General features: G+C 65.4%; 23 protein-coding genes. 17 read left to right on the forward strand and 6 right to left on the reverse strand.

The window, feature by feature from the left end; genetic code table 11:
- The first annotated feature begins 56 nt into the window (after positions 1-56).
- The 16 genes from ruvB (at position 57) to HKW67_RS11905 (ending at position 15,865) form a co-directional block, all read left to right on the forward strand.
- Positions 57-1,085, forward strand: coding sequence for a Holliday junction branch migration DNA helicase RuvB (gene ruvB / locus HKW67_RS11830; protein WP_171225579.1), 1,029 nt, complete (start codon positions 57-59; stop codon positions 1,083-1,085).
- Positions 1,086-1,097: 12 nt separating this feature from the next.
- Positions 1,098-3,347: a GWxTD domain-containing protein gene (locus HKW67_RS11835; RefSeq protein WP_171225580.1), complete on the forward strand. Its 2,250-nt coding sequence runs from the start codon at positions 1,098-1,100 to the stop codon at positions 3,345-3,347.
- Between the two features lie 71 nt (positions 3,348-3,418).
- The gene (queA, locus tag HKW67_RS11840; RefSeq protein ID WP_171225581.1) at positions 3,419-4,480 is read left to right on the forward strand and encodes a tRNA preQ1(34) S-adenosylmethionine ribosyltransferase-isomerase QueA; all 1,062 of its coding nucleotides are present in this window, start codon (positions 3,419-3,421) and stop codon (positions 4,478-4,480) included.
- Positions 4,481-4,552: 72 nt separating this feature from the next.
- A complete protein-coding gene (tgt, locus tag HKW67_RS11845) occupies positions 4,553-5,833 on the forward strand; it encodes a tRNA guanosine(34) transglycosylase Tgt (RefSeq protein WP_230981005.1) in 1,281 nt (426 codons plus the stop codon).
- The gene (gene yajC / locus HKW67_RS11850) at positions 5,830-6,180 is read left to right on the forward strand and encodes a preprotein translocase subunit YajC (RefSeq protein ID WP_206044398.1); all 351 of its coding nucleotides are present in this window, start codon (positions 5,830-5,832) and stop codon (positions 6,178-6,180) included. Before tgt ends, yajC begins: the two co-directional genes overlap by 4 nt.
- Positions 6,181-6,187: 7 nt before the next feature.
- Entirely contained in the window at positions 6,188-6,754 is a 567-nt protein-coding gene (gene def / locus HKW67_RS11855) for a peptide deformylase (RefSeq protein ID WP_171225582.1), read from the forward strand.
- Positions 6,755-6,772: 18 nt separating this feature from the next.
- Entirely contained in the window at positions 6,773-7,738 is a 966-nt protein-coding gene (gene fmt, locus HKW67_RS11860; RefSeq protein WP_171225583.1) for a methionyl-tRNA formyltransferase, read from the forward strand.
- 19 nt (positions 7,739-7,757) lie between these two features.
- Complete coding sequence (rsmB, locus tag HKW67_RS11865; protein ID WP_171225584.1) at positions 7,758-9,104, forward strand: 16S rRNA (cytosine(967)-C(5))-methyltransferase RsmB; 1,347 nt, start codon at positions 7,758-7,760, stop codon at positions 9,102-9,104.
- Positions 9,104-9,667: a PASTA domain-containing protein gene (locus tag HKW67_RS11870; RefSeq protein ID WP_171225585.1), complete on the forward strand. Its 564-nt coding sequence runs from the start codon at positions 9,104-9,106 to the stop codon at positions 9,665-9,667. The genes rsmB and HKW67_RS11870 overlap by 1 nt, the downstream gene beginning before the upstream one ends.
- Entirely contained in the window at positions 9,664-10,329 is a 666-nt protein-coding gene (gene rpe, locus HKW67_RS11875) for a ribulose-phosphate 3-epimerase (protein WP_171225586.1), read from the forward strand. Before HKW67_RS11870 ends, rpe begins: the two co-directional genes overlap by 4 nt.
- The gene (locus HKW67_RS11880; RefSeq protein ID WP_171225587.1) at positions 10,326-10,877 is read left to right on the forward strand and encodes a peroxiredoxin family protein; all 552 of its coding nucleotides are present in this window, start codon (positions 10,326-10,328) and stop codon (positions 10,875-10,877) included. Before rpe ends, HKW67_RS11880 begins: the two co-directional genes overlap by 4 nt.
- A 96-nt stretch (positions 10,878-10,973) precedes the next feature.
- Positions 10,974-12,059: a tRNA (adenosine(37)-N6)-threonylcarbamoyltransferase complex transferase subunit TsaD gene (tsaD, locus tag HKW67_RS11885; RefSeq protein WP_171225588.1), complete on the forward strand. Its 1,086-nt coding sequence runs from the start codon at positions 10,974-10,976 to the stop codon at positions 12,057-12,059.
- Positions 12,060-12,112: 53 nt separating this feature from the next.
- Positions 12,113-12,940 (forward strand): prolipoprotein diacylglyceryl transferase, encoded by an 828-nt coding sequence (locus tag HKW67_RS11890; RefSeq protein WP_171225589.1) that lies wholly within the window; start codon positions 12,113-12,115, stop codon positions 12,938-12,940.
- Between the two features lie 247 nt (positions 12,941-13,187).
- Positions 13,188-13,475, forward strand: a complete 288-nt coding sequence (locus tag HKW67_RS11895; protein WP_171225590.1) for a FeoA family protein — start codon at positions 13,188-13,190, stop codon at positions 13,473-13,475.
- Positions 13,476-13,532: 57 nt separating this feature from the next.
- Positions 13,533-15,722, forward strand: coding sequence for a ferrous iron transport protein B (gene feoB, locus HKW67_RS11900; RefSeq protein ID WP_206044399.1), 2,190 nt, complete (start codon positions 13,533-13,535; stop codon positions 15,720-15,722).
- Positions 15,719-15,865: a FeoB-associated Cys-rich membrane protein gene (locus HKW67_RS11905; protein WP_171225591.1), complete on the forward strand. Its 147-nt coding sequence runs from the start codon at positions 15,719-15,721 to the stop codon at positions 15,863-15,865. The genes feoB and HKW67_RS11905 overlap by 4 nt, the downstream gene beginning before the upstream one ends.
- A 49-nt stretch (positions 15,866-15,914) precedes the next feature.
- On the opposite strand, the gene HKW67_RS11910 is transcribed toward HKW67_RS11905, so the two are convergent.
- Genes HKW67_RS11910 through HKW67_RS11920 form a run of 3 tightly spaced genes read right to left on the reverse strand, consistent with a single transcriptional unit; the run spans position 15,915 to position 18,270 of the window.
- Complete coding sequence (locus HKW67_RS11910) at positions 15,915-16,619, reverse strand: hypothetical protein (protein ID WP_171225592.1); 705 nt, start codon at positions 16,617-16,619, stop codon at positions 15,915-15,917.
- Positions 16,619-17,311 (reverse strand): HAD family hydrolase, encoded by a 693-nt coding sequence (locus HKW67_RS11915; protein WP_171225593.1) that lies wholly within the window; start codon positions 17,309-17,311, stop codon positions 16,619-16,621. The genes HKW67_RS11910 and HKW67_RS11915 overlap by 1 nt, the downstream gene beginning before the upstream one ends.
- Positions 17,308-18,270, reverse strand: a complete 963-nt coding sequence (locus HKW67_RS11920; RefSeq protein ID WP_171225594.1) for a DMT family transporter — start codon at positions 18,268-18,270, stop codon at positions 17,308-17,310. The genes HKW67_RS11915 and HKW67_RS11920 overlap by 4 nt, the downstream gene beginning before the upstream one ends.
- A gap of 70 nt (positions 18,271-18,340) precedes the next feature.
- On the opposite strand from HKW67_RS11920, the gene HKW67_RS11925 reads away from it, so the two are divergent.
- Positions 18,341-18,766, forward strand: a complete 426-nt coding sequence (locus tag HKW67_RS11925) for a DUF6941 family protein (RefSeq protein WP_171225595.1) — start codon at positions 18,341-18,343, stop codon at positions 18,764-18,766.
- A gap of 141 nt (positions 18,767-18,907) precedes the next feature.
- Here the strand turns inward: HKW67_RS11925 and HKW67_RS11930 are convergent, their stop codons facing one another.
- From HKW67_RS11930 to HKW67_RS11940, 3 genes are all read right to left on the reverse strand, one after another.
- Positions 18,908-20,158: an IS256 family transposase gene (locus HKW67_RS11930; RefSeq protein ID WP_171225596.1), complete on the reverse strand. Its 1,251-nt coding sequence runs from the start codon at positions 20,156-20,158 to the stop codon at positions 18,908-18,910.
- A 148-nt stretch (positions 20,159-20,306) separates the two neighbouring features.
- Entirely contained in the window at positions 20,307-21,065 is a 759-nt protein-coding gene (locus HKW67_RS11935) for a C40 family peptidase (protein ID WP_171225597.1), read from the reverse strand.
- Positions 21,066-21,098: 33 nt separating this feature from the next.
- Positions 21,099-22,091 carry a P1 family peptidase gene (locus HKW67_RS11940; RefSeq protein ID WP_171225598.1) on the reverse strand — a complete coding sequence of 331 codons (993 nt, stop codon included), beginning with the start codon at positions 22,089-22,091 and terminating at the stop codon, positions 21,099-21,101.
- Between the last annotated feature and the right edge of the window lie 7 nt (positions 22,092-22,098).

The following is a 22,098-nucleotide window of genomic DNA, read 5'->3' on the forward strand; positions in this document are numbered from 1 at the left end:
TGAAAGTACCCCAAGCGCGGCGGCTCGTGCCCAGTCGACACGGTATATTCCGCCTCATGAGCCGCGCCGAGATCACCACGCCGGAAGCCCTGGCCGACGAGAGCGTCGTCGAGTTGTCGCTTCGCCCCCAACGCCTGGTCGAGTTCATCGGCCAGAAAAAGGTCAAGGACAGCCTCGGCATCGCCATCGCGGCGGCCCGCGCACGCAAGGAACCGCTCGACCACACCCTGTTCTTCGGACCGCCGGGGCTCGGGAAGACCACGCTCGCCGACCTGATGGCCCGCGAACTCGGGGTGAATCTCACCACCACCTCCGGCCCTGCGCTCGAGAAGCCGGCCGATCTCGTCGGCCCCCTCACCAATCTGCGTGAGGGCGATGTGCTGTTCATCGACGAAATCCACCGCATGCGTCCGATCATCGAGGAGTTTCTCTATCCGGCGATGGAGGACTACCGGATCGACATCCGGCTGTCCGATGGTCCCAAGGCGCAGACCGTGACGATGAACATCGAGAAGTTCACGTTGGTCGGCGCCACGACGCGACTCGGCATGCTGACCGCACCGCTCCGCGCGCGCTTCGGCATCGTGCAGCAGCTGGGCTTCTATCCGGTCGACGAACTCGAAGTGATCGTGCGCCGTACGGGCGAAGTGCTCAAGGTGGAGATGGACCCGCTCGGCGCGCACGAAATCGCCAAGCGTTCGCGCGGCACGCCGCGCGTAGCGAACCGGTTGCTGCGTCGCGTGCGCGATTACGCACAGGTGTGCGCCGACGGCCGCATTACGCTCGAGGTCGCGCAGGCCGCGCTCGAGCTCAATAACGTCGACCATTTCGGACTCGACGACATGGATGCGCGCCTTCTCAAGTCGATCATCGAGAAGTTCGACGGTGGGCCGGTCGGGCTCGGCACGATCGCCGCGGCGATTGGCGAGGATCCTGGCACGATTGAAGAGGTATATGAACCGTTTCTGGTTCAGCATGGCTTTCTGCAGCGCACGCCGCGCGGCCGCGTTGCCACGGCCCATGCATATCGCCATCTTGGCTATGTTCCGCCCATTGGTGCTTTCGAACAACCCACCCTGTTCTAAGCTCTCCGCAAAATGATCACAATGTTTGGCACGTCGGTGCGAGCCACTCGGCTTGCACTCGTATTGCTTCTGCCCGTCACGCTGGCGGCGCAGCCGATGGCACCGCAGCCCACACGGCAATCGATCGCGCAGATCGCCGACTCCGTTGCCGCGATCGGCGATACGGCCAGAGCCGTCGCTTTGCTCGATTCAGCCGTTCGCCGCGACAAGCGTGACGCGGCGTCGTGGCATCAGCTCGGCTTGCTGTTGTGGAATCAGGCCCGCAGCGCTCGCAATCCTGACATCATGAAGGATCAGAAGAAGATCCGCATGCTGATTGCGGCCGACACCTCGCTGCGGCTCGCCACGAAGCTCGCCCCCGACAGTGGGCGCTTCTGGCTCAGTCTGAGTCGGTTCAATCTGCAGTCTGGTGTCTCGACCATGCGTTTCGCGTCGACCGGTCAGGCGCGCGAAGTCATGACGGCGGCTGAGCGCGTAAATGACAAGGTCATGCTGGCCGAGGCCGCCGACATGGCGGGGATGGGCGCGTGGCGGCGCTACGATGCGCAGGCCAATCGCGGTCTGCCAACCGGCTTCTCGAAGATTGTCGTTCCAAGTGGCATGGAACGCCGGCTTGCCCGTGACTATGTCAATACGATTGCCAACAAGATCGAGCCGCCCACCGGCGACGCGGATCATGCCGAGGCGCTCGATCTCTTCTCGCGCGCCGTCGGGGCTGATTCAAGTAATCTGATGTACAGCCGCCACCTGTACATGGCGTACGTGGAGCGCAAACGCTGGACCGATGTGGTCACGGTTGCGTCGATGCGCGCACGACAGTTCCCGCTCGACTTTCAGTCGCAGCTGGCCCTCGGACTCGCGTACCACCGGCTCGCCAACGAGAAAGGCGCCACGATCGCCTTCGATAGCGCCTTCGCGCTGATGGACGACAACGAGGCGAATCGATTGAAGAATCTGGTGCGCATCATGCGCCCGCGGCCGCGCGCGAACTTGAAAGGAACAGAGCAAGTCGCTGACTCGGCCAGCTGGGCGAGGTTGCCGTCGTCGCAGCGCGAGGGGTTGGAGGCGATGTTCTGGATGATGAGCGACCCGCTGGCGCTCACCCAGGAGAATGAATTCCGCCTCGAGTTCCTCGCGCGCGTGGTATACGCCGATTTCCGGTGGACGGTCGACGATCTGAACCTGCGCGGCGCCGATACCGATCGGGGCGATGTGTACGTGCGGTACGGTCCACCCGATTTTGAGATGACGATTCCCGGCAGCACCACGGACGGCCGCCAACGGCTGGACGGAGAAGTGACGCTGTTCTGGGATTACACCAACAGCTTCACGTTCTTCTTCGACCTGAAGCCCGGTTACGCTACGGGACGTCTCGCGTTGTTCGACCGCGATTACGTGGAGCGGCTGAACGACGTCGCGCCGGTGTCGTTCGCCAACGTACCGGTGACACGACTGCTCGATACGATTCCGATGCGCATCGCCCGGTTCCGGTCGGGTGCCGACTCGACCGACGCGCTCATCGCCGCGTTGGTACCGATCGATTCGCTGGTGCGCGGAAACGTCCTCGAGCGCGTGCCCGTCGACATCGACCTGCGCGTCTTCGATCAGTTCGTTCGCGTGCGGGGGATGGAATCGGATCAGCTCACCTTCGCACGCGACAGCAGCGCAGGGTCGCTCGGGCGCTTGTGGTCGCGACGGCTTGGCCCCGGCATCAATGTGGTGCGCGTCGAAGCGCTCCAAGGCGACAGCAAACGCGGCGCCCGCGCGATGGCGCGGCTCGACCCGGCCACGAACGTCGGCTTCGGCATGAGCGACGTGCTGCTCGGCAACAAGCCGGAACTCCGCAGTGGTGTCGTCACGCCTTCGCGTTGGCGCGACATCGCTATCACGCCGAGCGTGGGCAGCTACGCGCGCGGCAGCTCGCTCGGACTGCTCTGGGAGATGTACGATCTGGTCCCGAAGGACGGGCAGACGAAGTACCGCGTGGCGATCACCGTGGAGCGTGCGGATCGCGACGGCGTGGCCGGATTCACACTGCGCGTGCTCGACAATCTCGGTCGGGCCGTGGGACGCGCGCAGCAGTCCCGCGATCGCTTCACGATCTCCTTCGATCGGCAGGGCGGCGCGCTGCCGGTGCTGGTGGAATACCTGTCGCTCGATATGACGCAGGCTCCATCCGGCGGCTACCGCATGCGCGTCGAAGTCACCGACCTCGCCAATCAGAAGAAAACGGCTCGTAATACGGAATTCCGGATACGCTGACGCACCAAAACGGTCTGGACTGTTGCGCTCAAGCGCCGATTCGATTGTCTTTCTGCGCTTCCATGACTGCAATGCCTGACTCCATCGACGCGATTCCCCAGCAGGGAACCCGCACCTCCGATTATGACTACGAGCTCCCCGAGGAGCGCATCGCGCAGCGTCCCGTCGAGCCGCGCGATGCGAGCCGTCTGCTCGTGGTCGACCGGCGCGACGGCAGCGTGGCCCATCGCACGTTCCGCGACATCGCCGAACTGATTCCGGCGGGTGACGCGATTGTGGTGAACACCACCAAGGTGTTTCGCGCGCGACTGCTTGGGCATCGGGAGAGCGGCGGCCCGGCGGAAATCCTGTTGCTTCGCCCGGTCAACGGCGATCACTACGAAGCGATGATTCACCCGGGCGGCAAGCTGCGGCCGGGTCGCGTGGTCACGATCGCCCCCGACTTCCGTGTCGAGATCGTGGACACGACGCCGCGTCGCACGCGCATCGTGCGTCTGCACACCAACGGCGACGTGGCCGGTACGATCGAGCGGTACGGGCATGTACCGCTGCCGCCCTATATCGAGCGCGCCGACGAATCGGGCGACATCGCCCGTTACCAGACGGTGTACGCCGAAACGGTCGGGTCGGTCGCGGCCCCAACGGCCGGTCTGCATTTCACCCCTGATCTGCTCGACACGTTGCGCGCGCGCGGTGTCGAAATGGCGCACGTCGTCCTGCACGTGGGGGCGGGCACCTTCCGTCCCGTCAGCGACGAAGACCCGTCGCAGCACGTGATGCACGAAGAATGGTGTGAAGTCACCAGCGATACGGCGCAGCAGTTGAATGCCGTGCGGGCCCGCGGCAATCGCGTGTGGGCGATCGGCACGACCACGGTACGCACGCTCGAAACGGCCACCGATGTGCATGGCGTGCTGCACCCGTTCAGCGGCGAGACGAACATCTTCCTGCGCCCACCCGCCACGATCCGCGGCATCGACAAGCTGGTCACCAATTTCCACCTGCCGAAGTCCACGCTCATCATGCTGGTGGCCGCCTTTGCCGGCTACGACCTCACGATGCAGGCGTACCGGACGGCCGTGGCCGAGAACTACCGGTTCTATTCGTACGGCGACGCGATGGTTGTCGTGTAGGCTTCCAGATGCCCGTGGTGAACTGATTACGCAGAGGCGCAGAGCACGCAGAGAACGCAGAGGGATACCCCTTTGGGGTGGCTCTCTTTTTTATTTTTGCTTTCGCGGTTCTCTGCGTGCTCTGCGCCTCTGCGTTCCCTGCGTGATCAGTTCTACGCCCAATCCGACGTCCCCGACCTCCCGCGAAGCCCCTTAGTGACCGCTCCGTTCTCCTTCGAACTCGACGCCACCGACGGCCTCGCCCGCGCCGGCCAGTTCACGACGCCGCATGGCGTGATGAACACGCCGCAGTTCATGCCCGTGGGCACGCTGGCGTCGGTGAAAGCGCTCGATCCCGAGGATCTGCATCGCCTCGGCGCCACGATGATCCTGGCCAACGCGTATCACCTACGCCTGCGGCCAGGCGACGAGATGATCCGCACCATGGGCGGCTTGCATCGCTTCATGCACTGGGACGGCCCGATCCTTACCGATTCCGGTGGCTTTCAGGTGTTCTCGCTGGAAGGACTGCGCACCATCAACGAACAGGGCGTCGAATTCCGCAGCCACCTGGATGGGTCGCTGCAGCAGTTCACGCCGGAATCCGTCATGCGCATCGAGCGCAACCTGGGCGCCGACGTGATCATGCAGTTCGATCACGTGGTGCCAGGCCAGACGGAGGCGGGGCTGGCCCGCGTCGCGATGGAACGCAGCATCCGGTGGCTGGAGCGCTGCCGGGTAGAGTTCGACCGGCTCATGCGGGAAGATCCCGACGCTCCGACCCCGGTTCAGGCCCTCTTCCCCATCGTGCAGGGCGGTATTCACGCCGATCTGCGACGGGAATCGGCCACGGCCATCCGCGATGCCGCCGACTGGGTTGGCCTCGGCATCGGCGGGCTATCGGTGGGCGAGGCCAAGCCCGACATGTACGCCATGCTCGACGTGGTCAACGAGGCGCTCCCAACGGACCGTCCCCGCTATCTCATGGGTGTCGGCTTCCCGGAGGACCTGGTGGAAGGGGTGGCCCGCGGGGTCGACCTGTTCGACTGCGTCGCGCCGACACGCATGGGGCGGACGGGAGCCTTTTTCACGACCACGGGCCGCCGCAGCATCAAGAACGCCGCCTGGCGCCTCGACCCGGGGCCGCTGGACGACGAGTGCAGCTGCGCGGCCTGCAGCCGCTTCTCCAAGGCCTACATCCGGCACCTGTTCGTGTCGGAAGAGATCCTCGGACTGCGCCTCCTCAGCCTCCACAATGTACATTTCCTTGTTGCGCTGATGCGCGACGCACGCGCCGCTGTTCAGGCCGGCACGTTCCAGGGCTGGAGCCGTGACTGGCTCGCCCGCTATCACTCACGATCGACGTCTTCATGAGCTTCTCCGTCCTTGCCAGCTTCGCCGCCCTGCAGTTGGGTGGCAGCAGTCAGATCGCTTCCATGATTTTCATGTATGGCGCGATCTTCGCGATCTTCTACTTCGTGCTCATCCGCCCGCAGCAGCGGCAGCGGAAGGCGCACAACGAGCTCGTGCAGGCGCTCAAGAAGGGCGACGAGATCGTTACCGCCGGCGGCTTGGTGGGCGAAGTCGTGCACATCAATCCAGTTAACAAGGATGGTGCGGCCAGCATGGAAGACCGCATCACCATCAAGACGGGTGAGTCGAAGGTGATCGTCGAGCGTGGCCGCATTTCGCGCGTCGGCTCCTCCACCCCGGCGGCCTGAGGTATCCGTGTCGTTGCTCGATATTCACGTCCTGGGTTCGCCGATCCTCCGCCAGGAGACGGAACGGGTCGAGCAGTTCACGCCGGAGTTGCGGCGGCTCGTGGACGACATGTTCGACACGATGGACAAGGCCAAGGGCGTCGGACTCGCGGCGCCGCAGGTCGGACGGCGTGAACGGCTGGCGGTTGTCGAGGTGGACGACGCGCGGCTCGTCGTCATCAACCCCGAGATCATCCTGAAGGAAGGCTCGGTGCGCGGCGAGGAAGGCTGTCTCTCGATTCCCGAAGTGTACGCCGACGTGGACCGGTTCTCGCGCGTGATCGTGCGAGCGCAGGACATCGACGGCATCTGGTACGAAGTGGAGGGCACCGAACTGCTGGGACGGTGCCTGCAGCACGAAATCGACCACTTGCACGGCCGGTTGTTCACCGACCGTCTCAGTCTGCTCAAGCGTCGCGCCGCGATGCGCGAGTGGGAGTACGAGAAGGCCAAGTACCCGAAGCTCCTGCGCGTGCTCCCAGTCGGCGATCTGCCGAAAGAGCGCGACGCCACGACATCCGACTCGAAGACATAACCGGAGACCGCCCCACCCGTGCGCATTCTCTTCTGGGGCACTCCCGACTTCGCCGTTCCGCCGCTCCGCGCGCTGATTGGCGAAGGACACGACGTGGTCGGCGTCGTCACGCAGCCCGACAAGCCGCGCGGCCGGTCGCGCACGCAGCTCGACCCGTCGCCGGTCAAACGTGTCGCGCTCGAGGAGGGCATCCCCGTGCTTCAGCCCGAGAAGCCACGGGGCGACGAGTTCCTCGACGCCATGCGCGCGCTCGCCCCGGATCTGTCGGTCGTGGTCGCCTACGGATGCATCCTGCCCAAGGCCGTGATCGATCTGCCGGCGCTCGGCACGATCAACATTCACGGCTCGATCCTGCCCGCCCTGCGCGGGGCGGCCCCCATTCAGGCCGCCATTCTCGAAGGCATGTCGGAAACGGGGATCACGATCATGCAGATGGTGCCCGCGCTCGACGCCGGCGACATGCTGCATGTGCTGCGCACGCCGATCGGATCCGACGAGACGTACGGTGAGCTGCACGATCGGCTCTCCGAACTCGGGGCCCTGGCCATCGTCCAGGCATTGGCCATGATCGATGCGCAGATCATGCAGCCGATCGCACAGGACGACACGCAGTCGACCTACGCCTCGAAGATCGATCGCGATATGGCGCGTCTTGATTTCACCTGGTCGGCCGAGCGCGTGTCCCGTGTAACGCGCGCCTTCGATCCACGCCCGGGGGCGTTCGCCACCCTCCGCGGTGTGGAGACGAAGCTGTTCAGCGTGCGCGTCGTCGGCGACGGCACGAACGACGATCTCGACGAGCCCACATTGGCGAGCCCGCCGGGCACGGTGCGTTCAGCAAACGACGACGGACTGTTGGTCCGCTGCGGCGAAGGCGCCGTACGATTCATGGATGTCCAACCCAGCGGCAAGCCGCGCATGACCGCTGCCTCCCTGGCACGCGGTCGCGGTGTGTCAGTCGGCGATCTGCTCGAGCCCGCGTGAAAAACTGCCCCAGAACCGAATGATGGCCGTCGTCAACACGAAGAAGCCGCACAACATGCTGGGCATCACCGAGTCGCGTGCGTCCGCGGCGATGGTGCTGGCCGACCTGCGCAATGGTGCGATGCTCGACGCCGCCTTCGAACGGTACGTGGCGCCGCTCGATGCGCGCGACCGTCGATGGGTGCAAGAGTTGCTCTGGGGTATGCTGCGCACGCGCAACCGTCTCGATGCGATCCTGGCCGAACGCGTACGCGGTGGCATCGCCAAGATCGACGTCGACGTAGCCGACTTGCTGCGTCTCGGCGCCTATCAGCTGCTTAGCATGGGGAGCGTGCCGGCCTATGCCGCCATCGGACAGACGGTCGAACTCACCAAGCGGCGTCACGGTATCGGTGCCAGCAAGCTGGTGAACGCCGTGCTGCGCCGGATCGATCGCGAACGTGAAACGATCGAACCGCCGGTACCGGGCGAACCGTTGGAAGCGCTGGCACAGCAGTACTCGCATCCGCGCTGGGTGATTTCGCGCTGGGTCGATCGCTGGGGCATGGACGCCACCGAGCGACTGTTGGCGGTGAACAACGAGCCGGCGTCGATCACCGTGCGGCCCTATGGCGTGGACCGCGAGCAACTCGACGGCATGCTCACCGGAGCCGGCGTGACCACGCACGACGTACCGCTGGTGCCCGACTCCATTCGACTCGGGCCCGGCGTCGCACTCACTGAGCTCGGCGCGTTCAAGCAGGGCGCGTTCTTCGTGCAGGATCCCGCGGCGACGCTCGTGGCGAAGTACGCGTATGTGCCAGAGGGCGGCGTGGTGGTCGACCTTTGCGCCGCGCCAGGTGGCAAGGCGCTCGAGCTGTCGCGTCGCGCGCGGCTGGTGTTCGCGGCCGATGCCAAGATGGCCCGCGTGGAGCGCATGCTGACTGGCTTTGGCCGCCTCGACGCCACGAATCTGATTCCCATCGTGTGCGATGCGCGACATCCGGCGATCGGCGAGGCCGATGTCGTGGTAATCGACGTGCCGTGCACGGGCACCGGCACCTTCCGCCGGCATCCGGATGCGCGCTGGCGCCTGCGGGTGTCCGATTTCGCCGTGTTGCCGGCGCTGCAGCGCGAAATCTTGCTCGCGGCCGCCTCGATGGTGAAGGCGGGTGGATTGTTGGTGTACAGCACCTGCTCGCTCGAACTCGAGGAAAACGACGACCAGATCGAGTCGTTTCTCGCGACGCACAGGGAGTTCACCTTGGAACCGCCCCCGCCGGGCACGGTACCTGAAGACGTGTTGGACAACGGCCTTCTCCGCGTGCTGCCGCAGCAGCACGGTACCGACGGCGCCTTTGCGGCGCGGTTACGGAGAGCCGTGTAATGGCGGCGGCGAAGAAGCCCGGCACGCGCACGCCGCGTGGCCCCATGTCGAAGACGACGCGCACGTGGCTCATTCGCGGGGCCGTCGCGGCGCTTGCTGGTCTCATTCTGGGCGGCGCCGGCGGTGTGGTCACCGTGCGCACGCTCGAACCCGGACGCGCGAATGCAGTGGACTCGGTGCAGGCCGTGCTCGACAGCATCGCCCGCGGCGCGATCCCCGAGCCCACGGCGGCTGAACGCGACGTGGAATCGAAACGCCAAGCCGACAGTGCGTCGCAAGCCGCGCAGGCGGCCGAGAGCGTCGCCAAGGAAGACGTGCTGTTGCCAGTCCCTGATGTCGTCGGTCTCGAAGAAGGCCCTGCCCGCGATAAGCTGCTCGAAGCCGGGCTGCTCGTGGGCGACGTGCAGTTCCGCGCCAGCAGCAGCCCAGCCGGCATCGTGCTCGCCACGACGCCGCCCGGCGGCCGTTTGCTCGCATCGAGCGGCACTGTCTCACTCGTGATCAGCGATGGACGTTCCCCCGCTGACACGCTGTTCACCCCTCAGCTCCATCCGGCTCCATGACCGTTCGTATTGCGCCCTCCGTGCTCAGCGCCGACTTCCGCAAGCTTGGGCAAGAGATCGCCATGTGCGACGCCGGCGGTGCTGACTGGATTCACGTCGACGTGATGGACGGTCGCTTCGTGCCCAGCCTCTCTTTCGGCGTGAAGGTGATCGAAGCGGCGCGTCGCTCCAGCACGAAGGTCATCGACGTGCACCTCATGGTCGTCGAGCCCGAGAATTATTTCGACGACTACGTGAAGGCGGGCGCCGATGTGCTCACCATTCACGCCGAAGCCGCCCCGCATCTCGATCGGCAGATTGCGCGCATCCAGTCGCTGGGCTGCAAGGCGGGCGTCGCACTCAATCCGGCGACCCCGTTGTCGGTGATCGAGGAAGTCGCGCACATGGTGGACCTGGTGCTCATCATGAGCGTCAATCCCGGCTACGGCGGACAGAAGTTCATCGAGTACTCCATCGACAAGATTGCGCGCACGCGCTTGCTGCTCGATCAGGCCGACAGCGACGCCGTGCTCGAGGTCGATGGCGGCATCTCGCGCGACACGATTCATCGCTGCTGGGAAGCGGGCGCGGACACGTTCGTGGCCGGCAACGCGATCTTCGGCGCGGCGAATCCGCAGGCCGAGATCGAAGTGCTGCGTGGCCTTTGTGTGGAACAGGTATGACCGCGAAACAACAGTGGCTCGTGGTGCTCGGTATCGTGGCTGTGCTCGTGGGCGGCGCGTTCACCGCCTCGCACTTCCTGAAAGACGAGCTCACCAGCATTTCGGTGGGCTCCGACGCGCCGGGCTTTGCCGCGAAAACGCTTACGGCCACGCCGGCCATGAAAACGCTCACGGACTATCGCGGCGAAGTCGTGCTGCTGAACATCTGGGCCACGTGGTGCATTCCGTGCCGCACCGAGATGCCCAGCATCGAAGCGGTGCATCAGGCGCTCGGACCGAAGGGATTGAAGGTCGTGGCCGTGAGCGTCGATAACGAAGGCGATCAGCAGAAGATCCGCGATTTCGCGAAGGAGTTTAAACTCACCTTCGAGATGTTGCACGATCCTGACGGTTCGATCCAGAGCATCTACCGCACCACGGGCGTTCCCGAAACGTTCGTGATCGGGCGTGATGGCGTGATCCGCAAGAAGTGGATCGGCGCGGAAGACTGGAACTCCGAAGGCAATCAGCGACTGCTCACGTCGTTGCTGGCCGAACCGAAGCCGTAGTGAGCCAGGTCAGTCGGGTGGCGTGGCCGAACGTCGTGCGGGTGCTGTCCGCCATCGTGCTCGCGGTAGCGCTGTGGCTGTACGTGCATGCCGTACATGTCTGACACAACGTCTGATATCGCGCCGCGTCGCGTGCTCGGCATCGAGACGTCGTGCGACGAGACGTCGGCCGCCATTGTGTATGGCACACCAACCGACATGCGTCTCGAGTCGCTGGTGATTCTCTCGCAGGATGTGCATCGCCTGTTCGGCGGGGTCGTGCCGGAGATCGCGAGTCGTCAGCATCTCACTGGCATCGTGCCGGCCGTTCGCACCGCGATGACCGACGCCAACGTATCGTTTGATGATCTCGACGCGATCGCGGTCACGCACGCGCCGGGACTCGTGGGAGCACTGCTGGTCGGCACGAGCTACGCCAAGGCGCTGGGCTACACGCACAACACACCGGTCGTGCCGGTGCATCATCTCGAGGGGCACCTGTTTGCGACGCTGCTCGAGCACCCCGAGGCCAAGCCGCCGTTCACGGCGCTGCTGGTGAGTGGGGGGCACACGTTGCTGCTCGATGTGGAAGCATGGGGACGCTATCGATTGCTCGGTCAGACGCGCGACGACGCCGCCGGTGAGGCATTCGACAAGGTCGCCAAGTTGCTGGGTCTGCCGTATCCAGGCGGCCGTCCGCTCGAGGAGTTGGCGCAGACCGCCCAGTCGCCCGTGCACAAGCATCCGCATCGCTTCCCGCGACCGATGCTGCGGAAGTCGGCCGAACCGGGCGACGATGACTACTACGACTGTTCGTTCAGCGGGCTGAAGACCGCGGCGATGTACGCCGTGCGCGACGCCGAGAAGGCGGGCGTGCTCGACGAGCAACGCGCCAGCATCGCGCGCGGCTTTCAGGATGCGCTGATCGAAACGCTGGCCGAAAAGGTGGCGCGCGCGGCGCGACGCCATCGTCGCACGCGGGTGGTGCTGGGCGGCGGGGTGGCGTGCAATCGCGCGCTGCAGGAGGCGATCCGCGAGCGTGTGGCACCGCGCGGCACCGTGTTCGCGCCGATGCCACGACTGGCCACCGACAACGCCGCCATGATCGCCGCCGCTGGACTGTTCCGGTTCGAAGCCGGCGAGCGGGCTGATCCGACCATGACTGCGCAAGCATCGCTGCCAATCCCCGGTATCTTTTTGTAAGACGGTAGGGCAACTGCACTCCCTACCCCCTACTCCCTACCCCTTACTCCGCTGTGCATCCCATCATCCACCACCCCACGGTCTTCAAGTTCGGCTTTCTCGAACTGACCGGATTCGGACTCGCCGTCCTCATGGCGTTCGTGATCGCGCAGATCGTCTGTCAGCGTGAGTTCTGGCGCCGTGGACAGAACGCGGAAGCGGAGGCGATGCCAGACATCGTGTTGGCGGCGCTGATCGGTACGCTGGTGGGAGCGAAGACGTACTACGTGGCACTCACGGGCGACCCGTCAGCCTTCTTCAGCCGAGGCGGCTTCGTGTTCTGGGGCGGTTTCATCGGGGCGGTCGCGCTCTGCTACGCCACGATCAAGTACAAGAAGCTGAGCTTCCTGAAGATCGCCGACGTGTGCGGGATCGGCATCGCCGCGGGCTACGCGGTGGGTCGGACGGGCTGCTGGGCCGTCGGTGACGACTACGGGCGCCCGTTCAATGGGTTCTTCGCCACTCAGTTCCCCGAGGGCGCGCCGCCGAGCACAGCAGCCGTGATGTCGCAGCAGTTCGGCGTGCAGTTTCCCGCCGGCACCAACATGTCGGATGTGATCGCGGTCTATCCCACGCAGCTGTACGAAACGCTGATGGGGTTCGTGATGTTCGCGATCCTGTGGCGCTTCCGAAAGCACGCGAATCTGCCGGGCTGGCTGTTCGGCATGTACTGCATCGTCGCCGGCATCGAGCGGTTCATCGTGGAGTTCTTCCGCGCGAAGGATGACCGCCTGGTGATGGGATTTTCGACGGCGCAGATCATCGGCATCGCGATTCTGACGATCGGGGTGGTGCTGGTGGCAGCGAGGACGAAGCGGAGTGGTCCGCTGGCGACTGCGTAGTTCGCGTTTTTTACATACCCATTACCCATTACCCAGAACCCATCACCCCAAGCCAACAGCCCACAGCCTGTTGCGCTTTCCGTTGGGCTGTGGGCTGTGGGCTGTTGGCTTGGGGCTGTGGGTCTTGGGTACTGGGTAATGGGTTGAAAAGCGGGGAAAAGCCGACTCCACCGCTCCCCATTGCGAACGAGAGCGGGTGATGTGTATACTCCAATACACGCTTTGAGAACCATTCTCATCTAACGCCGTGGCCCAGATTCAGCTTCCCACCCTGCAGTCGCCAAACACCTCCGCCGCACGGACAACGTGCGCGTTGAACGCGTGTGCGGCGGGAACCCGGGTCACCGTCGTCGACATCGAGTGCTCGGGTGACGAGGCCTGCCGTCTGCGCGCCCTGGGCTTTTGCGAAGGCACCAGCGTCAACGTCATCGACGCCCGCGATGCCATGCTCCTCGAAGTCCGTGGCACCCGACTCGCGCTGGGCTCAGCCCTCACGGCTGGCATCACCGTTCAGCCCGCCATCGCGCGCGCATAGCGCGACTGGCGAGGCGCCCGACACGCGGCCAACGCGCCGCGTCTGCGTCAGGATCCGGTGAGTACTCTGCAGAGCCCCCTGTCGCCCGACGATTCGGCGATCGTTCCCCCACGCGCCACCAGCGACGCCGGCCGCGACGCGCTACGGGTTGCCATCATCGGCAATCCGAACACCGGCAAGACGACGCTTTTCAACGCCCTCACTGGGTTGCGTCAGCGCGTTGGCAACTTCGCCGGTGTGACGGTGGAGCGGGTGGAAGGCGGCTTCAAGGGCCCTGACGGCCGCCGGGTGACTGTACTGGACCTTCCGGGCAGCTATTCCCTGTCGGCCGGGTCGCCAGACGAACAGGTGGCGCTGGAGGTCCTGCTGGGCCGCGACGCCGACCGCTGGCGTCCCGATGTCGTGCTTGTGGTCGCCGACGCGTCGCACCTCGAGCGCAATCTCTTCCTGGCCAGCCAGGTCATCGAGCTCGGTGTGCCGGTCGTGATTGCGCTCAATCAGTTCGATGTGGCCGAGTCCGAGGGACTGCGGATCGACGTCCCGGAGCTGATCCATGAGCTCGGTGTGCCGATCGTACCCACCGTGGCCAAGCGCGGCGAAGGGCTCGAGCCGCTCAAGAAGGCACTCATCATCGCCGCCGGGCTGCCCGCTCCCTCTCGACAGTTCTCGATCCCCGAGCCGGCCCAGAATGCCCTCGCCCCGCTCGAGGCCTGTCTGGTGTCCGACGGGCTCTCGGTCACCGCCGCGCGCATGGAAGCGCTGCGACTGCTTGGCATGCAGCGGGTCGGTCCGCATCTCGATCGCGTGCCGGGTCTCGCCGCAGCCATCTCGGCGGCCTCGGACGAACTGCGCAGTGTCGGGTTCGTCCCCACGCGTCTGGAATCGGAAGTCCGCTACGCCTGGATCGCACAGGTCATCGAGCGCACCGTGACGCGGTCCCGTCCGGTCGGCTACAACGTGAGCGACCGTATCGACCGGTTTGCCCTACATCGCATCTGGGGGCCGCTCATCTTCCTCGTGCTCATGATGATCGTCTTCCAGGCGGTCTTCTCGTGGGCCACGCCCCTGATGGATGGCATCGAAGCGATCATCGCCGCCGCCGGCGGAGCGGTCGGCAATGTGCTGCCCGAGGGTGATCTGCGTTCGCTCATCGTGGACGGCGTGTTCGCCGGTGTCGGATCGGTGCTGGTGTTCCTGCCGCAGATCGCGATCCTGTTCACGTTCATCGGCCTGCTCGAGCATTCGGGCTACATGGCCCGCGCCGCCTTCCTGATGGATCGCATCATGCGCCGCGTGGGCCTGCACGGGAAAAGCTTCATCCCGATGCTGTCGGGCTACGCCTGCGCCGTGCCCGGCATCATGGCCACGCGCACCATCGAAGATCCGAAGGATCGTCTGGCCACAATCATGGTCGTGCCCCTCATGAGCTGTTCGGCCCGACTGCCAGTGTACACGCTGCTCATCGGCGCATTCGTACCGGCCACGTCGATTTTCCCTGGGCTCACGCTGCAGGGCGCGACGATGCTGATCATGTATCTGCTCGGCACCGTCGTGGCCCTCGCGGTGGCCGCCCTCTTCAAACGCACGCTGCTCAAGGGCCCCGTGCGTCCGATGATTCTCGAGCTGCCGCCGTACCGTTTTCCGAGTCTCAAGTCACTCGGCGTGTCGGTCGTGCAGCGCTGCCAGCTGTTCGTGCAGCGCGCAGGCACGGTGATTCTGGCGCTCTCGATTGTGCTCTGGGCGTTGGCTACCTATCCCAAGGCCACCGTGGATTCGTCGCTGCCCGCGGAAGCACAGCAGGAGCAGCAACTCGAGCATTCCGTGCTGGGTCGCATCGGTCACGGGATTGAACCGTTGGTGCGTCCGTTGGGGTATGACTGGAAGATCGGCGTCTCGATCGCCGCCAGCTTCGCCGCCCGCGAAGTGTTCGTCTCCACCATGGGCACGATTTACGGCGTGGGCACCGAGAGTGAGCAGGCACTCACCGAGCGGTTGCAGTCGGAGCGCAACGCGGTCACCGGCCAACGCGCCTACACACCGCTGATTGCGGTTGGTCTGATGGTGTTCTACGTGTTCGCGCTCATGTGCATCAGCACGATCGCGGTCACCGTACGCGAAGCCGGCGGCGGGCGCATCGGTTGGCAGTGGGCCGGCCTGCAGTTCGCGTACATGCTGGCGCTGGCGTGGGGCTCCGCGTGGCTCGTCTACGCGGGCGGAACGGCACTTGGCTTCGGAGGCTCGCGATGATGAACCAACTCAACACGCAACTGATCGTCGTCGTGCTGATCGTCGCGAGCGCGCTGTTCTTCGTCGCGCGACGCGCGTGGCGGTCGATCGCGGCGGCGCGCAAACCGAAGAGCGGGTGCGGCTCCGACTGCGGCTGCGGATAACGCAGCGGCAGATAACGCAGGTGCGGATAACGCGGCTCCGCGAAACCGGCTACCGAAGTTCGGCGGCGATTCCCGTCCAGGCGTCATCGGCCGCCGCGAACACACCGCGTACCGTCTCCACCCATCGCCGCCAATCGGCAATGCGCGTGTCGAGTGCACCGCCGCGCAACGCATCGCCTGCCAGTCCCATGATCTCGATCGCCGCAAACACGGGCGCCGCCTCTTCCTCGATGGCCGCCTCGACCGCGCGCTGCTCGGCCGCATCACCAGGCGCCTTGGTGGCCGCAATCTCGGCGATGGCCCGCTCGATTTCTTTCGTCAGTGCAGCGGCATCGAGCAACATCACCTGACGCGCCGGATCGCTCACACCTTCCACCGAGCGACGGGCGGCCAGGAATGGCGCAAACCATCGATCGTGCGCCGCGATGGGCGTCCCGCGCGACGAGCCGAGGGACTTGAGGCCGCGCGTAAGCTCAGGCATCGCGCAGGCGCGATCGAGTAGCTGTAAGCCGAGCGGCCGGAGCTGATCGTCGCCGCTGAGTTCCAGCACATCGTTGCTGACCAGGTACACCGTGAGCGATGACGGGCCGCCGGCGATCCCCTCGATGCCGCTCAGCGACAGTCGCCACGGTGTCGCGTTCTGCCACGCCAGCACCAAAGTCTCCTGGTCTATCGTGACGCTGGCCGACGTGTCGATCTCCCGACCACGCACGATGCCGACGACGCGCGCCTGCGCCGTGATGACCGAGGTCATCAAGCGAGGATCGCCGACACGACGGCGTCGGTGTCGGCGAGGTTGGCGAACACCGCTGCCGGATTGTGCGCGGCCAGATCCTCGGTGCTGTACCGACCGGTGGCGACGCCGATTGCCCGCACGCCGAGCGAACGTCCGCAGTGAATATCCGCCGGCGTATCACCGATGATCACAATGCGATCGCCGGCGATATCGAGGCCGAGCAGGTCGAGGGCACGGCGCTGCGCGACGGCCGGCAACTCGGGACGGTCTTCGTGATCGCAGCCGAAGGCGTTGACGCGGAACTGGTCGAAGTCGACCTGCACGGCCTTCAGCTTGGCGCGTGCCCCCCGCTCGATATTCCCCGTGAGCAATCCCAGCGTGACATCGCTCTTGCCGCGCAGTGCGTCGAGCAGCGGTGGTATGCCGTCGCACAACCGGGCCGGCGTTACCCCTTCCCGCGTGAGTTCGCTTTGGAGGCCGTGCACGTATTCGTTGAGCAAGTCGTCGAGCCGACTGGAGATCGTGGCGTCGGTGAAGCCAGCTTCGCGCATCTGTTCACGCGCGATCTGCCGGTCGGTTTTTCCGTCGTAACGATAACTGGTATCACCGGTCGTGCCGAACACGCGCAACAAGGCGTTCTCCATGGCGCGGCGGCCAGCGCCGTCGGACCAAAGCAGAGTGCCGTCGATATCGAACAAAACGAGCTTCACGAGGTCTGGACTGAGGAGGAAACGGAAGCGGCGCGTGCCACAATGGGTTTGGCGTGCGCGGTGCGCGACAACAACAGCCCTGCCATGATGAGCGCTGCCCCAAGTATCTGCCACACAGTGGGTCGCTCACCGAGCATGAGCCAAGCGAAGGCGATCGCAACGATCGGCTGCAAGTTGCCGTACATCGCGGTACGCGTGGCACCGAGTACGCGTACCCCGCGATAGAAGAGCAGATACGCCACGACCAACGCCCCGATACCCGCGTAGGTCACCGCGCCCCACTCCACCAGCGACACGGCGCCCCAATCGAGCTTGATGAGATCGGGCAGCGCGATCGAGACCAGCACGAGTGCACCGCTGGCCATGGTGATCGCCGACAAATGCAGGGGATGCGCCGTCTTCGTGTACGGTTGCAGCAGCACGCTGAACGTGGCCCAGGCGATGCTGCCCAGCGCGATCAACCCGGCGCCCAGCATCACATCGCGTCCGCCCTCGAAACCCTGCGCGCTCCCTACCACACACGCCACGCCCAACAGCTGCAATCCAATACCGCTCCATCCACGAAGCGGCAGATGTTCGCGTCCCAGCATGCGCGAAATGATCGCGATCCACGCCGGACCGGCCGCAACCACCAGCGCCGCCACGCCGGCACGTGTGCGCGACATGCCGAAGATGAAGAACAGCTGATAGACTCCGTTGCCGATGAGGCCGAGCAGCGCCAGCGTGATGATGTCCCGACGCGACGGCAGCTTGTCTCGCACGAACGCCGCGATCGCGAAGAGGACGATCGCCGCCATCGACACGCGCAGCCCGTTGAACGTGAGCGGCGACAGCGAGCGGAGGCCCGCCTTCACCACGCTGTAGTTGATCCCCCAGATCAGCGACATCAGCACGAGCCCGAGATCGGTGGTCCCGAAGCCCGGACGGGGTGCAGCAGCTGGAGTCTGAGGCGCAGTCATGATCCCCGAAATCTAGGCACCGCGCGAGCAGCGGGTGGAATCCCCGACGTGGGACCGGTACCTTCCCCACATGCATGTCTCCTTTGCGCTCTTTGCCGACGCGGCGAATATCTCCCAGGAAGGAAAGCTGAACATCCTGGGCGTGTTCGATGCCGTCCATGTGGGTCAGCTCCCGGCCCTGCACCCCCGCGCCACCTTCGTGGTCCGCATCAAGGCCCTCCCCAGCGATGCCGGCGATCACGCCATGACGCTGCGCTGGGTCAACCCGCGCGGCGCTGAGCTGTGGGTGTCGAACGCCGAACTCTCCATCGCGCCGCCACCGCCAGGTACCACCGAGCTCGACATGCCCGTGATCGTGCAGCTCGATCTGCCGCTCGACCTCACCGGCGACTACCGCATGATCGTGGAACTGCGCGACGAAAAGCGCGGCGAAGCGCTACTGCACGTGAAAGGACAACCGGTGGTTCCGGGAGCGACGGCAGGAATGGTGTCTTGAACTGAGTAGGGGCGCTAAGAGTTAACGGCGCTAAGAATTAGGGGCGCTAAGGTGAGGAGCGCTAAGAATAAACAGCGACACCACCAACTGCGCGGTTCTGGGACCTGTCAGGAATTCTGTGTATGAGTCGTGAGCATCGGGTCACGACGTCGCCACGAGTCGGTCGCCGAAGAGGAGCTTGAGATGTGGGAAGGCCGCGCGCCAGTACTTGTCGGGCTTGGCCTTCCACTTCTTGCCGATGTTGCGCAGCGCGAGATAGAGCAGCTTGCCGGCCGCTTCATCACTCGGGAAGTGGCCGCGGGTCTTGATCACTTTGCGAATCTGCATGTTCAGGCTCTCGATCGCATTCGTGGTGTAGAGCACGCGGCGGATTTCCAGTGGGTAGGCGAGGGCCGGCGCGATGCGCTCCCAGTGCCGCTCCCAGATGGCGACGATCGCTGCGTGGCGCTGCCCAAGCGGACTCTCCGCAAAGCGCTGCAAGGCGAGACGCCCAGCCGCCTCGGTGGGCGCGTGGTAGATCGTCCGCAGCGCCGCCGCGACGAGCTTCCGCTCGGTCCACGACACGTAGTGGAGGCTTTGACGCACGAGATGCACGATGCACTGATGAATCACCGTGTGCGGAAACACCGTCTGCAGCGCGTCTGGGAGCCCCGTCAGGCCATCGATCAGCGCGATCAGGATATCGGCCACGCCACGGCCCTGCAGCTCGCGAAACACGCGGTGCCAGAAGGCGGCGCCCTCGGTTTGCGCGATCCAAAAGCCGAGCACTTCCTTCGTGCCATCCAGCTGCACGCCGAGCGCGAGATACACCGCCTTGTTTTGCACGACGCCTTCGTCGCGGATCTTCACGCGCAGCGCATCGAAGGCGACGGCCACGTACGTCGACTCGAGCGGCCGCTGCTGCCACGTCTCGACTTCGGCCAGCACCTCGCTCGTGATCGTGCTGATCAAGTCGGGCGAGACCGGGATCTGATAGCGCTCCTCGAGAAACGCCTGGAGCTCGCGCGTGCTCAAGCCGCGCGCGTACAGCATCAGCACCGTCTCGTCGAAGCCCGGCAAGCGGCGGGCGCCCTTGGGCACAAACTGGGGCGCAAAACTGCCGTCGCGGTCCCGCGGGATGTCGAGCGCAATCGACCCGCTCTCGGTCAGCAACGACTTCGGGGTAAAGCCATTGCGGGCATTGCCATCCGGCCCGCGCTCCCCGCCCTCGGGATAGCCCAAGTGATGCGTGAGCTCAGCCTTGAGCACCCGCTCCGCCATCGCCTTCTGCAACTGCCGCCAGACCAGCTGGAAGTCGGCGGAGGTCTGCACCCCCGCCACCAACTGGTCGAGAATCTCGGGCGTCAGCCCTGCGGGCAGCGGCTCCGCCGCCGCCCGTTTCCGTCGAGCCATAACCACCTCCGTCCTACAAGGTTATGACTCATACACAGAATTTCCGACAGGCCCCGGTTCTGAGTACTGAGTCGCAGTTTATTCCTAGCGCCTTTTACTTTAGCGCCCTTTACTCTTGGCGCAGTTTATTCTTGGCGCCGTTCGCAGTTCACAACGCTCGCCGTACGCCCATGCCTTGTTCCTTCAGCCTTGCCGTGAGTTCGCCCTCCGCGTAGATCCCTCCGCGTGCGAGCGAGCTGTGGATCATGCCGCCGTTGCCCGTGCCGATGCCGACGTGCGTGATGCGCTTGTCGTCGCGGTCGGAGAAGAACAGCAGGTCTCCCGGCGCATGCGCTGCGGTCACGTCGTCGCTCACGAGGACTGTGTCCTCCGCCTGCTGCCATGCATCGCGCCGGAGTGGCACTCCGTGCAGGGCGAAGATCCGCTGCACGAAGCCGGAGCAGTCCACACCCCACGGCGTGACGCCTCCCCACAGGTAGCTGGCACCGGTGAAGAGCGTGAGCGCACTGCGCACGATGGCGTCGCGGTCACGCGGAAACTGTGTGGCGCGGGTTGCTGGGTCGATCGCCATGCCTTCGGCCACCTCGTGTCCCGGCGCCACGCGGGCACCGAGCGGCAGGGCGCGGCGCTGTCCCTCGGCGTCGAGCGTCACGCAGCCCAGCGAGATGCGCCACGTGGCTTCGGTGCCCGTGAACGGCATCAGATAGCCGACGTGGGTCCAGCCTTCATAGTCATCGGCGCCGCGCACGTGCAGCCAGTCGCCGCGGCCATCCACCAATTGCAGCACTTCACCGGCCAGCAACTGCGAGGTGAGGGACGCGGAAATCCGCGCATCGCCGAGGAGTGGAGCGATGGCCGAGCGAACGGTGAATCGGTCGGCAGTGGAAAGCGTCAGTGCAGTGCCCAACGGAGGACTCTCAGCAAAGGGGAAGACTCGTCGCTATGCACGAAGATCGGCCACGCCGGGGATACCGTCGCGACCATGCGCCGTGACGACACCACGTTCGATGGCGCGCTCGACGGCAGCACCAGCCACGGCTTCAATGCGCGCCAGCGGTACGTCATCGGCACCGGCGAAGCCGGGCAGCGCGTCCAATGGTGACGCGGCGAACAGCACGTCGCCGTCGAATGATGTGCCGCACGGCGTGATGCGATGATGCATCGCCGCCGTCGAGGCGCGGGCCAGTTGCGACAGCTGCGCTTTGCTCAGCGGCGTGCTCACCGCCACGAACACCAGCGTCGTGTTACGACGCACCGACGCCATCAGCGCGAACTCGGCCGGTGCATCCTGTCCACGCAACAGACGTACGGCGTCGAGAAATCCGCCGTGGCTGTCGCGCGCCCCGGCAATGATTCGGCCCTGTTCGTCGCGTACGTCGCCGAAAGCATTCACCACCGCGAAGGCCGCGGCCAGCACCCCGCCGCCTTCAGCCACCCCGAGGCCAACGCCACCTTTCATAGCGGCGGCAGGCCCGACCGCCTTCCCCACCAGCGCGCCGGTGCCGGCACCAACACAGCCTTCGGCAATCGACGTGGCCGAGGCCGCGTCGCAGGCCGCGTACGCCATGGCCGCCGTGGGGCGCGCGTCGAACCGGCCCAGTGGCGCCAGATCGAAGATGACGGCGGTGGGGACGATGGGGACGACGCCACCACCTACCGGGAAGCCGCGTCCCCGCTCTTCCATCCAGCGCATGACACCGGCCGCGGCATCGAGCCCATAGGCCGAACCACCGGTCAACAAAATGGCGTCGGTGCGATCGACCAGATGGTCGGGGTCGCAGGTCGCGAGTTCGCGCGTGCCGCTCGCGCGTCCCAGCAGCGCAGCGCTGCAACGGAACGGGGTATCGATACCACGGATCACACTGCATCCGGTGGCGCCTTCATGATCGGTGGCGTGCCCGATCGCCAGGCCGAGCTGCTCCCAGGGGGTCATCCCGGAA

This window comes from Gemmatimonas groenlandica, from assembly GCF_013004105.1.
In the GTDB taxonomy this organism is placed as follows: domain Bacteria; phylum Gemmatimonadota; class Gemmatimonadetes; order Gemmatimonadales; family Gemmatimonadaceae; genus Gemmatimonas; species Gemmatimonas groenlandica.